Genomic DNA, 13,647 nt, shown 5'->3' with positions numbered 1-13,647 from the left:
AGTGACGGTAACAAACGTATCGCAGCAACTCTGTTCCTCTATTTTCTGGACAGGAACGGATTTCTCTACGACGAGCATGGCAACAAACGAATAGCCGACTATACCCTGGTTGCTCTTACAATCATGATTGCTGAATCTCGCATCGAAGAGAAAGAAATGATGATTAATATCGTTATGAATTGTATGTGAAATAATCAGCCGTTTCATACCGGAATATGAAAAGAAGGAAGATAAGTCGACAAGTAGGGACGCACGACCCGTGCGTCCTAAATACCGTCATGTATACACGAAGGAGTCACCAGAGTACGGCTATACCCGGAAACCGATTCTCCGAACTTCGTCCTTCCGGTTCAGCAATTCCGAATCACAATGCGCCTTCAAGGCATCAAGGCCCAATGCCTTATCTCCCCAAAGAATGTGGTCGATGGAACGCTTACGGCAGATGTTTTCTATCTGTCCTCCACTGAAATCGTAAGTGGAAGCCAGACTGTCTACCTCCTCTTCCGTCAGTTCCGGTATCATGGAGTGCCAGATGGCACGCTTCGCCTCCAGCCCCGGCTTCTCGAAAGCTATCTTGTAGAGAAACCGTCGTTCGAAAGCCTTGTCCAGATTCCCTACAATGTTGGTAGTGGCAATGAGGATTCCTTCCAAGCTCTCCATCTCCTGAAGGATGATGTTCTGAACAGAGTTCTCCATCTTGTCCACCGCACGTTCCGCCCCTTCCATCCGCTTGTTAATCAATGCATCCGCCTCGTTAAAGAGCAGAATGGGAGTCCTTTCTAACTCATTCACCATGGTCCGGTACCGACTGAACAATTTCTGGATGTTTTTCTCGCTCTCACCCACCCAACAGCTCTTTATCTCGGGAATGTTCACCCGGATAATGTCCCGTTGGGTAAGCCTGGCCAACTGATACACCGTTTCCGTCTTTCCGGTTCCGGGAGCCCCATACAGCAGACAAGCTATACCGTTGCGCAACCCTTTTTCCTTAAGGCGTGCACAGATACCTGCAAAATGCTCCTGCTCCAGCAATTCAGCCAGTGTGCGGACCTGTTCCGCTTCCTGTGGATTGTAGAAGAGTTGCTTTTCGGGTAACGTACGATAATCCATCATGCCGGAATAGACCGTATTCAGTGAAGAATCTCCCTGTACCCCGAAGAGCAGTTCCCTCTTCGCCTGTCCCGTCAGCTTGAATGACTCCCGACTGGCCATGCCGTCTTCATTAGCATATTCCAGTAGCCCCCGCTGCATGAGTGGATGCTGCCCCTGCTGTAACCGGTTCGATAGCATCTTGAACTGATAGTTGCTTTCCGTGATACGCCCCAATTGGCACAAATCCACCGAATCGTCATCGTTCTCCACATACAGCACACAGATGTACAGGAGTAGTATCCGATCGAAACTCTTCAGTTTCAACCCCTTGAACTTCTTTACAAATTCCAGTTTCGGATTGTGCTTTAGCAGTTCCATTACATCGTCTTCCATCATCTCATAGGAACTTTCGTTACTCCGCTTCCGTTCGAAGACTTTACTCAATTCTTCAAAGAATTCATGGACAGACAAGTCAGAAGGAACGGTATATTGATATACAATGTTCCGCCTCAACGCATCTACCACCTCCTCTGGCACACGATAGGTAGCCGTTCCATTCTTCCGATGGTTACTGCATATCAGCATTCTTCTTTTCACCAAATCATCAATGTAATGCAGGTACTTAAGCAGTTTCACGAACCTGCAACCCAGGTATTCGGCTATTTCCTTCAGTTTTATTCTATCATCATAACACTGATTGATGAATACAGACAACAAAGCAACCTGATAGTTATGCAAATCCATTACATTAGAGACATACGTCATCTCCTTATGTACACTGTCGAAAAAATCATTGCTTAGCTGGGATTCCTCCGCACGCTCGGCTATCCGTTCGATAGCTTCCAACAAATTCACCCGTGTTCTTGCGCTCATGATTGTATGTCATTCTTAGTTTAACCAAATTATGCTTTCATTTCGTGTGCAAAGGTATGGGGTGCTTGCACCGAATTCAGGTGCAGACTTCACTCATTTTTGCAGAAAATAGTACGACAGTACCTGCATTTACTGCCAGTACTGTTTGACAAGAATATAAAAAACTATATAAATCATGAAACGTATACAGAACAATCCCGACACCCAACAGATTCTCAGCGTAATCGAAGACTACAACACCGCACTCACCTTACTTGACGATTATGACCATCAGTGCATGAAACGTCCGCAAGGCAACAAAGCTATTTATGTATTGAACTATGAAGAATGCCGCAAGCTGATTGACCAGATGCGTTTCAATGCAGATTCAGACCTGTTCGGTCATGAAAAAGACGATTCTTTCAAAGGAAGTATCGGTAACATTTATCAAAGTTTTGGCGACGAAGATGTCTATCCGTCTCTGGAAGAGAAAGCTGCAAACTCCTTTATTTCGTCACCAAGAACCACAGTTTCAGTGACGGTAACAAACGTATCGCAGCAACTCTGTTCCTCTATTTTCTGGACAGGAACGGATTTCTCTACGACGAGCATGGCAACAAACGAATAGCTGACTATACTCTGGTTGCTCTTACAATCATGATTGCTGAATCTCGCATCGAAGAGAAAGAAATGATGATTAGCATCGTTATGAATTGTATGTAAAATGATCAGCCGTTGTTTGATTGAAATCCTTATCTGTTGCTTGTACAACCTTTGCTATACAATCAATTATAATGTGCAACATGGAAACGACATGGAAGGGACAAGTACAGTCTCTCTGCACACTGAACGGATATCACCGGAAATGCTAAATGGATATCAACTGGAATACGCATACAGGGGGACTCGCATCTGTTGTTCTTTTCTTCAAAGAGCAAGATACTATTACGCCATTGCCGTATCTGATCAAATTATGGCCTTTCCTGTTAGTTCTTGTAAATGCTCGCTAATTTTACAAAGGACATTATATATAGAAGTATCTGACAATAAATCAGTAAGAGAAAACTTCATTACAATAAAATGATTACCCTGTTTAGTTATATCATCTATTATGGTTCGAGAATCAATCATCCACTTATTTAAGTTATATTCCATCGTATCACGCTTCCAACGCTTGGCCCATGAAGAATCATTTGGCTTAATTTCCATGACAAACAAAACAACACTATTGCTGTCTTCAGAAGAACTGTATGTATAGGTATCAAGCCTGTCTACTGGCAGATCTTGTTGTTTTGCTTTATAATATCCATCATCTGTAACTTGAATAGCAGATAAACAGAAATCATCTCCATTTACCTTCTTTTCTCCAAGATAATATTCCATGGCCATAGGGTATAAATAGTCCCAAGCCCAGTTACCTCTAGAAAGTTGAGTCTCTCCATAGTCTTTACTTAAACGAGGTGCACAAGAAAATAACTTATTAACCTCAATTCGTCCAGCCGGAGAAAGGTTTAGAACTGATTTAATATGGAACATGGTTCCTTGCATACGCTTTTGATATTCATACAACAATCTGATTGATTTTCTGATATTTACAAAGAGTTCCTGAGATGTATTTATATTTTCCATAATTGCTTCAAGGATTCTTTTGTTGGTTGTTTAATTTCTTGACAGTGGATGTTCATTGTATCCAATAACTCTACTACGTATTCATTATAACAGGCAAAGGCATCCATTACGGATTGAAGAATTCTGATTTCTAAATTGATTGTCTCTGTCTTATATATGACGGAAACTCGTTCTTGCAAAGCCTTGTCAATCTCACGTATAAGCCGTTGCCATGTCGATTTATATACATGTCTAAATTTTTCTTGCGATGGAGCATCAAGTATTTGGTTTCCTCCAAGTGCGATATAGATAAGTTTCTTACCTTCAGGATATTCGTTACGGTATGCCTGTATTTGACTTTCCCATTGATCATAATGTTGCCCAAAGGAATCGGTCTTTTTGACTTCTATTACGCAATCAAAATTCTCAAAACGAATGAAAACATCAGGCTCAATGTATGTTGAATTCAAAACAACCTTAATATTTTGAACGTTATACCATTTAGGCCAGAAGTCGATTTGAACCATTTCACCTGTTATACTCGGCATATTTTGATTGCCTATTACAGATGCCTTCAATATATTCCAAAACAATTGAGCTGGAAGAAATTGTAGCACTCCAAGTGTAGAATACGTTTTGAAATCCTCATTGTAATTCTGGTCTGTTTTTATCTTAGAGTATGAATATATCATCAGTGTTTCTTAAAAGATATATAATGTTGCAAGTATACGAAATTTCTTGATAATGCCGTAACAATTTTTATTCTTAATGAGGGCCTACAGAATAAATATACCCTAGCAATTCAAAAGTCAAGAATTCCAGTATAATTATCTTGTGGTCTTCAAAACAATCGGATTACTTATTCCATGAGGCAGCAAAAAAAATAAACAACCCCTCCCAACAACTTGGCTCTAGTATATTGACACCATTCGAATACAGTAATATACCTTAAAATCATTGAAGCATTCAATCACTTTCTAATACCCTAAATGCACTAGCATTCTCCTAAAAGGTAAAAGTTCATGATACAAGAAATAGAATGGCCAACCAATATATTAAATATTTTTAACTATAAATTTCATTATTATATCGTATTATGATATATATTTGCATCAAACAAACAAAAAAGATAACATGATACACGAAATCATCACATACAAACTTAAAATGAGTGGTATGACACAAGCAAACCTTGCTCGTTTAATTGAGACATCACCTACTCAATTAGGAAACTACCTCAAAGGACAGGGCTCTTTAACAGAGAAGTCATTGAATAAGTGTTTTGATATTCTTGAAATAAATATAGAACGATACAAATCTATTTATCAGGTAGCACAAAACACTTCTGAAATTCTTAAAAAACGAGGTATTGGTTTCGACCAAGTTATGCGAATGACTAAAATCGAGATAATACGCATTACAGAGATTGAACAAATAAAGCAATTCATAGATGTAAATTCGGAAGAGGAATATGAAGATATTATAAAATATAATATTATCGATTACCAATCGACTTTCCCATATTTTAAATCTGTGGTGGTATATCTTATGAATGCAGGAGAAAAAGTTACTACGAAAAGTAATACAACTACTTGGACACTATTGTTTGGAGCTTTAGCCTTAAGTAGTGTAGTTGCAGGTCCGATTGGTTTACTTGCATCTGGAATACGTGCCGGTATTTCTGCCGCTATTGGTGCAGTTGGAGGAGTTGCATTATCTAATATCTTGAAAGAAGATAGGCCACTAGAATCTTTTAAAGAGCTAAGTAAAAAAATAATAAAAAATTTTAAATATTAAATTATGGAAAATAACAACAAAAAGGGTATAATCGCTATCATAGGATTAGCTGTTTTAGGAGGAATTGGATTAAAAAAATGTCGAGTTAAAGGACAGAAAGCACTTCAACAGAAAGTTGATGAAACTCAACCTAAGCCAATAACTAAATATAATGATGAAGGTACTATCAATACTGTAGTGGTTGAGTCAATAGATCCTTTAGATTTAGAAAAGAATTTTAAAGAAGTCTCGATGGATGAAACGGAAATAAATAATTGGAAATCATTGATTTGCAATACAAGTAGTGAGTTTGTAAGAACAAGTATTATTAATGGTTCTTTTTCTGGATTACTTAAATGCGATATACCACTATCAGAATTGGCTAAATCTACAACAGATCCATCTGCTATGAGAGGATTCGTTACATCTAATGGAAAAATCTCGCAACAAGCAAACTTTAAAGAAGTTGGATTAAGTGAGTTAGCACCTTCGATTATTTTTAGCTGTTTATCGCTTCTAACCTCACAATATTATCTGAATGGTATTTGGAATGAGTTGCACAAGATAAATGAACATAATAGAAAAATGGAACGTCATACAATAAATAAGGATTTGAGTACTTTGGAAACAAAATATAATAGGTTAAAAGAAATTGATAGTAAAACTAAATTTTGTGATTTAGATTTCAAATCAGCTGAAGATGCTGCAGATGAAATAGAAATCACATTAGGCACATATCAAAATAACTTAGAAAACAATATTGACCTGAATGTAACATCAAACTGGAATGATTTTGAAGAAGCTAAAAATAAAGTATCAAAATTAAATGAAAGTAGCTTCTTTACTTACTTTGATATTGTTATGCGTGCCGAACTATTAAATTACTTTGCCAAAATCATATTATTAAAAATAGCAATGAATCTTAACAAAACAGAAGATGTGCATAATGCCTCTACCAAAATTAAACTTAGTTCATGGAATAATTATGTCTCAATATTCAAGATGGTTAAACATGATGTGCTTAAGTATTTAGAGCTAGAAGCAGAAAGTTCATTTCTTAGTAAAAATAAAATAAATAAACTTAAAGAAGAGTGTGAAACTAAGTTTCAACAGACAGAGACACTGATTAACAATACTTATTTGTTTGTCAGCCAACCAATTACCAATTATCTATACATAGACGACAATGGTACCATAAAAAAATATGTAAAGGAAGTGACTGCAATCGAATAATATTAAAAATTCAAAGGGTAGTGTTCCAATCAGTGGTCAGAGTAATTTTCAGGGCCCACTGATTGAAGCACTACTACCTATTCAGCAAAACTCACATATAATCAGACAAATCGCCATCAAGCAAATACTCTTCGTCTTCTTCATCGTAATAAAAATTGCTGAAAACGGTTGATATCCGTTCACCCAAAACGGTGATATCCGTTCACTTTTCATACTCTTTACCTATGGCGATGCAAATTTATTGATTTTCGTCTGTAACGTTGCAGTTTTGATGTCTTTTTTGACGTAAACTGCTGCCTTGTAGCTCGAAGCGCACACTTGTGTGTACCAATCTGTCTAATATTGCATCAGCTGCAGTCGTGTTGTCTTTCATCACATCGTACCAGTTGGCAACCGGCAGTTGTGATATGATGATCGTAGCTTTTTGTCCATGGCGGTCTTCTATAATCTCCATAAAGTCAAGTAACTGTTGTCCGTCAAGAACTTTCATGCCGAAGTCGTCCAGTATAAGCAGGTCAGTCTGTGCCAGCTTGGCGAAGAAACGATGCAGGGTACTGGATATGCGGGCAAGGCTTATTTCCTCGAAGAGCCTGTACAGGTTATAATAAGCAACCTTATATCCGTTCATGCAGGCCTGATGACCAAACGCTGTACCCAACCAGCTTTTACCGGTACCGGCAGCACCCGTAATAAGTATGGATACCCCGTTTTTCACATAGTCACAAGTGGCAAGATTAAGTACTTTCTGCTTGTCCACGCCACGCTTGCAGTCATAGATAACTTCACTTATGGAAGCCTGATAACGGAAGTGTGCTTTTTTTATCAGACGGGCATTCCGGCTTTGATTCCGGTTGTCCAGTTCAGCCTGTATAAGCAGTTGCAGACCGTCTTTCAAGGAGAGCGACTCTACCTGTCGCGTCTCCTGCATGGTAGCCCAGTAATGGGCCATTCCGGGCATCTTAAGGTTTCTTAGAGCATTGATAATTTCATCCATCGTTATTGGTTTTGAGTGTTAGAAGTCTGTCATTTGAACTGTGCTTTTCCACGGATATTACAGTGCTGCGGAGGAGCAAAGGAAGATGAAGGTTGCCCCACACCGGCACACTTGCTCTCTACCAGTAAACGGATAAAGCGGTAGCTGCATCTGTCTACTTCCAAGGCTGTCTCGCAGGCTTTCTGGAAGACGGCCGGATCACTGCTCCTTTGCAGGTTTAGAAGCCCGTCGCAGGTCTTGTAATGAGTCTCCGGAGGCATTGTGGAAGAATAAAATATGCGGCGGATTACATCTCCAAGTATGCCGGATGCACGCTCGGCACGCTCTATGTATGATTTTGCACTCATCCCTCTGTATTCCCGGGAGTTGCTTGCAAGATGCTCCTTTACGATAGTATACTTTCCCCTGTTGTAATCACGTAGGTGAGTGGCTACAAGTTCACCGTCCACATATACTTTTACCAGTGTGCGTGTATATGCGACATGTGCGGTTTTGGATATATACTGATACGGTACTGTATAATAGTGCTGGTCACGTCCAAGATAGATACAGCAGTTGGTTGACACCTTCAAATCGGTATATGATACAATTTCAAAATCTCTGTCAGGCAGTGGCATAAGATTTGGCTTGTCTACGGCAAGGAACCGTTCTTCACGCGTGTAAGGATGCTTTTGCATGCGTTTCTGGTTGTGCGCTTTCATTTTGAGTGAGGCTGCCCAGTTAAGCTCTTCCAGTGAATAGAAGGTTTCATTGCGGAGTTCGGCAAACACACGCATATAGACAAGCCTCACGGTCCCTTCCACGTTGCTTTTATCTTTAGGGTGTACGGGACGTGCCGGTATGATGACCGTACCGTAATGATTGGCCATATCCTCCATTACACGGTTAAGTGAAGGCTCATATCTGTCGGTCTTGACAACAGCAGCTTTAAGGTTGTCAGGGACAAGCATCTTTGGTACGCCGCCAAGATGTTTCAGGCACTGCGTTATGGCATATACAAAGTCTTCTGTACGCTGTGAACGTACGAAGAGGATATAACCGTAGTCGCTTGCAGGCAGAGTGGCTACAAAAGCCTGACACTGGACGACCTCACCGGTTTCCATGTCAACGTATCCCATAGTATCACCGGCAAAATCGAGGAAAAGCTTTTCGCCGCCCGTACGCATGTCGGCAAGTATGGTGGATGGCGACTCCTTCCTGGCCTCTGTGTTCTGATTGTAATGAAAACGGAACTGTGTCAGGCTGTAGTGGTCATCCGGATGCTCATTACGGTATTCCTCCCAAAGCAGCTTCAGCGTGACGTGCTTGCGCTTCATCTCCTCCTGAAGATATGGAAGAAGGGCTTTGAATGTTTCAAAACGCTTGTCGCTATATGCAGGATTGCCGCCCTTGAGACGGTGCTCAAGAATGGGATCATCCAACCTGATAAGTTCATCAAGGCTCAGGCTGTCAGCGTTGACCTTGTTCATGTAGTTGTTCACTGTCTCCTTGTTCATGCCGATTATATCGGCAGCCTTGCGGTTGGAGATTCCGCTCTTCTTTAGTAGAAGAAGTTGTTTGATCTGGCTCATATTCTTACTTTTTCCTGCCATAGTCGTATTGTATGAAGATTATATTCTGCATACAAGATACGGGAAAGAGTGGAAAGTGAACGGACATACCACGTTTTTTATGCAGGCATTGTCGTTTCTGTGAGAAGGTGAACGGATATGCTCCGTTTTTCGAATGTAAACAACTTATTATTGTATCATTACATTCTTATCTCTGAACGGATATACTCCGATTTCTGTATACTAAAACGGACATTTTATCGTAATCCAAAACCACTGAACGGATATGCTCCGTTTTTTATGGCGTTTTGTGGCGTTTTTAGCTGAAATGAACGGATATACTCCGTTTTTCAGGCACTTTTCAAGGCCAATTTAGCGGTAAAACTGGATGGATTAAGCCGTTCAGAGTGGGTGGGTATGCTCCGTTTTCGGCATAAAAATCAACAATAACCCCTTTTAAACCGTTTATAACTTCACCAATCATTCTTCTAGACAATCTTTCACAATCAAAATATGCGTAAACATCATCAGTTATATCCACATCATATTCTTCACCTTGTCTATCTCTCACTGTTGCAGACACCCAATGGTTGTAACTATTATCAATATGGCAACCTGTTCCATATTCCACAACCTCATTTACTCCATCTTCAATCCAAATGACTTTACCTTTCATACAAGAACAACTTTTAGAATTATACAAACATAAAAAATCACTAAACTAAAAAAGCGTGAGCCCATTGCCTACCTCACTCATCAAAATCAGGCATCGCCAAACGCCCCGTAGAAATGAATAAAGAAACAATACTCACGCCGTTCCGGTATGTAAGGGTACTATACAGCACAGGCTGTACAGACATACATATACAAAACGTATGAGCGCCATATTGTCTCTATCCCTCTACTAAAATTTGGCGATTTCGATTTTAGGATAAAGCAAAAAACGCTTTCACATACTCCACCGGCCATTTCTCCGGCCGATGCTCTGCAAATATACATTTTTTGTTCAATATGACGCTCTTTTCATGAATATTATTATGGGCAAAAATCCGCTTTTATGCTTTTTATCAGCTTTCTACACCCCTATCCTCCTGCCGGTACAACGCACACAGCTCATTCACCGTTCTGCGCATCTCCTGAACCAAGGATTCCGGAGCCAGCACCTGCAAGGTGGAACCGTAGGAAAGCAGTTCCTGCACGAAATCGAGGGTAGGTTTGAGCCTCAACCGGAAGGTCATCGAATCCTCGTCCTGCGACACCAGTTCCTGACTATGATGGAGAGGACGGGTACGGATGTAGTTACCTTGCTTCAGATTGAATTTCAAGATGACATTCTCCACCCGGGTATCGTCGTTGATGATGCCATACGTATCGTTGAACATCACCTGCGGCGTATGTTCGGGAGACATTCTGAAGCCTTCCGTACTCAACTCGGCACTGTCCATACGGTCGAATGAATAGACCCGTACCCCTTCACGCTCGCGGCAGAACCCTATCAGGTACCAGCGCTGCTTGAAGAACTTGATGAAATAAGGTTCCACGGTAAAGGTTGTGGCTTCTCCCCAATAGGAATGATACACGATGGTTACACACTTGTTCTTCATCATCGCTTCGGTCAGGACATCCAGGTGTTCCTCGCCCCCGAAGGTCATCTCCAGAACAATCCGGTCGTCCAGTTTTCTCCTACGGGAAATCACGTCCGAAGAAGCAGTAGTCCGGATGAGCCATTGGTTCAACGGTGAGCGGTTGATTTCTTCCGGCGCATCGATGTAATACTCATTTGTGCGGCGGTCGCACTCGATGTTGATGTCGAACATCTCTTCGGCCAGACGTTTGTATTTCATGAAGGTATTGCGGTGCAGTTCGATACCGTATTCATCGCTATACTCCTCCCAAGCCTTCTGAATGTCTTTCAACGTAATCCGCTTGCGCCGGAGCAGCAGACTCACCAGCCATATACTGATTCTGTTTTTCATCGTACAGCAATTTAGATTTCTTTCCACAAAAATAGGAGAATATTGCATCAAATCTGTGTGCAAGGTCAAAAAAAAACACATCCGTTTGTTTACATAAAAAACGAACGGACAGATAAAGTTAAACGAACGTTCGTTTGATGTAAAACATCCGTTTGTCTGATGTAAAACGAACGTTCGTTTTTCACCGGGCTCTTTCATCACTCTCCTTCCAGCATTTCCAGTTTGGATTTGTTGGAAATCATGAAAATGACACCGCGGTCAATCGCAGCCAATATCACATCGCCCGACTGAAAGGCTACAATCTCAACCTTACCTTGCTGAGCGGCCCCGGTACACTGGTAGACGGTGTTCCCATTGCTGTCCTTTTCTACTTTATCGATGTAAAACAAGTCATGTTTCTCAGGAAGATGGATACGCAGACGGATTTCCTTTTTCGCCAGGTCATACTCAATGGTCGCACCGTTCGAGGTAACCAACTGAGCCTTTCTAAGAGCCTCGTCACCATCCAACGCTGCCAGCCCCGCATTGGTGGCATACACATTCATTAATACCTGTTTCTTCACTTGTGCCTTTCCTGCCAGCACGCAGAAAAGCAACAGACATATCAAACTACATTTTCTCATATACGGTTCTTTTAATTAGTTCTCACTTCCATTGGACAAAAACAGGCTTTCAAAAAATCGAATCATGAAAACCATCAATGTTCCGAATACAAACTCCACACAGACCAACAAGCAGAAATCGAAGGAAGACATCGCCCGTATCAACTCGTCTTTCCCACTGGATGGCTTTATCACTATGGCCAACAAATAGGCTACAGCTACCACTATCATGCCAAGGAAAACCTTTGCCGGATACACTTTCCGTACTCTTTTTCCGCCCCAATGCTTCATACAGCCTTCACAACACAGATAGCCAGCCAGCAATGTGCCCACTGAAAGGATTATCTCCAGGCCATCCAACCCTCTGATAAAAGAATCGAAACCACCGAATACACCCAAACAGACAAACAAAACATACATGTTTACCGCAAGCATCATTCCCCACAAAAGGGATAGTTTTTCTGTCATCTCTTTCATACTTCTTCTCGTTTTTGATTTTCGGCAAAAGTAAAGGCCGGATGCACCGGATTCGGGTGCAAGCCTCCAAAATTGGTGAAAAACAAACGATACTCCATCAGGAACTAAAAATCTGTCAAGAAATCAGTCGGCACATCACTGTATGAAAAGCTACAAAACGTCGGAACTATTTTCTCTCCGAACAATGATAAACCACCAAATCTGAGAACCCATACAATCATTTTTCGTATCTTTGTAGACATTCACCAATCCTAAAAGCTACATGGAAAAAGCAAAAGTCTATTTCACAGACCTGCGTACTTCTCCTACTTCGAACCTGCTCGATAAAATGGAGCGGTTGGTCAAGAAGGCAGGTATCGCACAACTGCCATTGAAAGACAGTTTTGTTGCCATCAAGATACATTTCGGCGAACCGGGCAACCTGGCCTACATCCGTCCCAATTATGCGGCACGTCTGGCCAACCTGTTGCGGAGCTACGGGGCCAAACCGTTTCTGACAGACAGCAATACCCTCTACTCCGGACGCCGGTCTAATGCGGTCGACCATTTGGAAAGTGCCATGGAAAACGGCTTCAACCCTATCTCGGCCCAATGCCAGGTCATCATTGCCGACGGACTGAAAGGAACGGAATACCGGGAAATCCCCATCGACGGTCAATACTGCAAAGCACCTAAAATCGGGGCTGCCATCGCCGATGCCGACATTGTCATCAGCATGACTCACTTCAAGGGACACGAACAGGCAGGATTCGGCGGTGCCCTGAAAAATCTGGGCATGGGAAGCGCCGCTGTTCCCGGCAAGCTGGAGCTGCACGCATCGGCACAACCGAAAATTGAAACAGAGAACTGCATCGGATGCAACATCTGTGTAAAACATTGCGCCCACGATGCTGTCCACCTGAACGCCGATCGGAAAGCGGAAATTGACTATACGAAATGTGTGGGTTGCGGACAGTGTGTAGCCTTGTGCCAGCACGATGGTGCCGTGGTCGGCAGTTGGGATACCTCAGAAAACATGAACTACAAGATTGCCGAGTACACCAAAGCCGTACTGAAGGACAAACCTCACTTTCACATCAGCTTCGTGATGAATGTCTCTCCCGAATGCGACTGCTGGAACCACAACGACGCAGCTATTATCCCAGACCTGGGTATCTTGGCCTCTACCGATCCTGTAGCATTAGACCAGGCATGTGCCGATTTGGTAAACAACACCCCCGTGCTGCACAGCAACAACGTACTGGCCAACAAACACGAACATGAGGACTTGTGCGGTTGCGACAAGTTCCACCTGATTCATCCTAATACCAATTGGCAAGCCGGACTTGAACATGCCGAAGCCATCGGAATCGGTACACGAAACTACGAACTGATTGTCTGATTTTGCCGATAAAAACAGCAGTTCTGTTTATCTATTTATAAAAAAGCCCGGGCTTTCCTCACGGAGAACCCGGGCCATCAAACGACCAATAGAAATAAACTTCCTG

The 13,647-nt window shown here is 41.8% G+C and carries 12 protein-coding genes and 2 pseudogenes; 5 read left to right on the top strand and 9 right to left on the bottom strand.

Features of this window, described 5'->3' with window-relative positions; genetic code table 11:
* Nucleotides 1-189, top strand: a pseudogene (locus C510_RS17490) (phosphoribosylaminoimidazolesuccinocarboxamide synthase); the annotation flags it as partial.
* A 120-nt stretch (nt 190-309) separates the two neighbouring features.
* On the opposite strand, the gene C510_RS16270 reads toward C510_RS17490, so the two are convergent.
* Nucleotides 310-1,965, bottom strand: a complete 1,656-nt coding sequence (locus C510_RS16270) for an ATP-binding protein (protein ID WP_018710709.1) — start codon at nt 1,963-1,965, stop codon at nt 310-312.
* 367 nt (nt 1,966-2,332) lie between these two features.
* On the opposite strand from C510_RS16270, the pseudogene C510_RS17950 reads away from it, so the two are divergent.
* Nucleotides 2,333-2,667: pseudogene (locus C510_RS17950) on the top strand (type II toxin-antitoxin system death-on-curing family toxin); the annotation flags it as partial.
* A gap of 243 nt (nt 2,668-2,910) precedes the next feature.
* On the opposite strand, the gene C510_RS0107405 reads toward C510_RS17950, so the two are convergent.
* A complete protein-coding gene (locus C510_RS0107405; RefSeq protein WP_018710708.1) occupies nt 2,911-3,573 on the bottom strand; it encodes a hypothetical protein in 663 nt (220 codons plus the stop codon).
* Nucleotides 3,561-4,244 (bottom strand): hypothetical protein, encoded by a 684-nt coding sequence (locus C510_RS0107400; protein ID WP_018710707.1) that lies wholly within the window; start codon nt 4,242-4,244, stop codon nt 3,561-3,563. Before C510_RS0107400 ends, C510_RS0107405 begins: the two co-directional genes overlap by 13 nt.
* Nucleotides 4,245-4,686: 442 nt before the next feature.
* Here C510_RS0107400 and C510_RS0107395 point away from each other — a divergent pair, with 442 nt between their 5' ends.
* Nucleotides 4,687-5,349, top strand: a complete 663-nt coding sequence (locus C510_RS0107395) for a helix-turn-helix domain-containing protein (protein ID WP_018710706.1) — start codon at nt 4,687-4,689, stop codon at nt 5,347-5,349.
* Between the two features lie 3 nt (nt 5,350-5,352).
* Complete coding sequence (locus C510_RS0107390; RefSeq protein WP_018710705.1) at nt 5,353-6,561, top strand: hypothetical protein; 1,209 nt, start codon at nt 5,353-5,355, stop codon at nt 6,559-6,561.
* Nucleotides 6,562-6,799: 238 nt separating this feature from the next.
* Here C510_RS0107390 and istB read toward each other — a convergent pair whose 3' ends face one another.
* The 6 genes from istB to C510_RS0107355 form a co-directional block, all read right to left on the bottom strand.
* Nucleotides 6,800-7,555: an IS21-like element helper ATPase IstB gene (istB, locus tag C510_RS16260; RefSeq protein ID WP_025892313.1), complete on the bottom strand. Its 756-nt coding sequence runs from the start codon at nt 7,553-7,555 to the stop codon at nt 6,800-6,802.
* Nucleotides 7,556-7,584: 29 nt separating this feature from the next.
* Complete coding sequence (istA, locus tag C510_RS0107375) at nt 7,585-9,126, bottom strand: IS21 family transposase (RefSeq protein ID WP_018710702.1); 1,542 nt, start codon at nt 9,124-9,126, stop codon at nt 7,585-7,587.
* Between the two features lie 340 nt (nt 9,127-9,466).
* On the bottom strand, nt 9,467-9,781 hold the full coding sequence (locus C510_RS0107370) for a hypothetical protein (protein ID WP_018710701.1): 315 nt from the start codon (nt 9,779-9,781) through the stop codon (nt 9,467-9,469).
* Between the two features lie 391 nt (nt 9,782-10,172).
* Nucleotides 10,173-11,081 carry a helix-turn-helix transcriptional regulator gene (locus tag C510_RS0107365; RefSeq protein WP_018710700.1) on the bottom strand — a complete coding sequence of 303 codons (909 nt, stop codon included), beginning with the start codon at nt 11,079-11,081 and terminating at the stop codon, nt 10,173-10,175.
* A 197-nt stretch (nt 11,082-11,278) separates the two neighbouring features.
* Nucleotides 11,279-11,704 carry a hypothetical protein gene (locus C510_RS0107360; RefSeq protein WP_025892312.1) on the bottom strand — a complete coding sequence of 142 codons (426 nt, stop codon included), beginning with the start codon at nt 11,702-11,704 and terminating at the stop codon, nt 11,279-11,281.
* A 15-nt stretch (nt 11,705-11,719) separates the two neighbouring features.
* Nucleotides 11,720-12,160 carry a hypothetical protein gene (locus C510_RS0107355; protein ID WP_025892311.1) on the bottom strand — a complete coding sequence of 147 codons (441 nt, stop codon included), beginning with the start codon at nt 12,158-12,160 and terminating at the stop codon, nt 11,720-11,722.
* Nucleotides 12,161-12,422: 262 nt separating this feature from the next.
* Here C510_RS0107355 and C510_RS0107350 point away from each other — a divergent pair, with 262 nt between their 5' ends.
* Entirely contained in the window at nt 12,423-13,541 is a 1,119-nt protein-coding gene (locus C510_RS0107350; protein ID WP_018710697.1) for a DUF362 domain-containing protein, read from the top strand.
* Nucleotides 13,542-13,647: the final 106 nt, after the last annotated feature.

The sequence above is a fragment of the Phocaeicola barnesiae DSM 18169 = JCM 13652 genome, from assembly GCF_000374585.1.
Taxonomy (GTDB): Bacteria; Bacteroidota; Bacteroidia; order Bacteroidales; family Bacteroidaceae; genus Phocaeicola; species Phocaeicola barnesiae.
The sequence above is the reverse complement of the archived record's forward strand: the minus strand, read 5'-3'. Positions and strand labels throughout refer to the sequence as shown.

Excerpts from the sequence above, each read along its gene's own strand:
- C510_RS16270 (WP_018710709.1), bottom strand. The coding sequence starts at position 1,965 with ATGAGCGCAAGAACACGGGTGAATTTGTTGGAAGCTATCGAACGGATA.
- C510_RS0107405 (WP_018710708.1), bottom strand. The coding sequence starts at position 3,573 with ATGGAAAATATAAATACATCTCAGGAACTCTTTGTAAATATCAGAAAA.
- C510_RS0107400 (WP_018710707.1), bottom strand. The coding sequence starts at position 4,244 with ATGATATATTCATACTCTAAGATAAAAACAGACCAGAATTACAATGAG.
- C510_RS0107395 (WP_018710706.1), top strand. The coding sequence starts at position 4,687 with ATGATACACGAAATCATCACATACAAACTTAAAATGAGTGGTATGACA.
- C510_RS0107390 (WP_018710705.1), top strand. The coding sequence starts at position 5,353 with ATGGAAAATAACAACAAAAAGGGTATAATCGCTATCATAGGATTAGCT.
- istB (WP_025892313.1), bottom strand. The coding sequence starts at position 7,555 with ATGGATGAAATTATCAATGCTCTAAGAAACCTTAAGATGCCCGGAATG.
- istA (WP_018710702.1), bottom strand. The coding sequence starts at position 9,126 with ATGAGCCAGATCAAACAACTTCTTCTACTAAAGAAGAGCGGAATCTCC.
- C510_RS0107370 (WP_018710701.1), bottom strand. The coding sequence starts at position 9,781 with ATGAAAGGTAAAGTCATTTGGATTGAAGATGGAGTAAATGAGGTTGTG.
- C510_RS0107365 (WP_018710700.1), bottom strand. The coding sequence starts at position 11,081 with ATGAAAAACAGAATCAGTATATGGCTGGTGAGTCTGCTGCTCCGGCGC.
- C510_RS0107360 (WP_025892312.1), bottom strand. The coding sequence starts at position 11,704 with ATGAGAAAATGTAGTTTGATATGTCTGTTGCTTTTCTGCGTGCTGGCA.
- C510_RS0107355 (WP_025892311.1), bottom strand. The coding sequence starts at position 12,160 with ATGAAAGAGATGACAGAAAAACTATCCCTTTTGTGGGGAATGATGCTT.
- C510_RS0107350 (WP_018710697.1), top strand. The coding sequence starts at position 12,423 with ATGGAAAAAGCAAAAGTCTATTTCACAGACCTGCGTACTTCTCCTACT.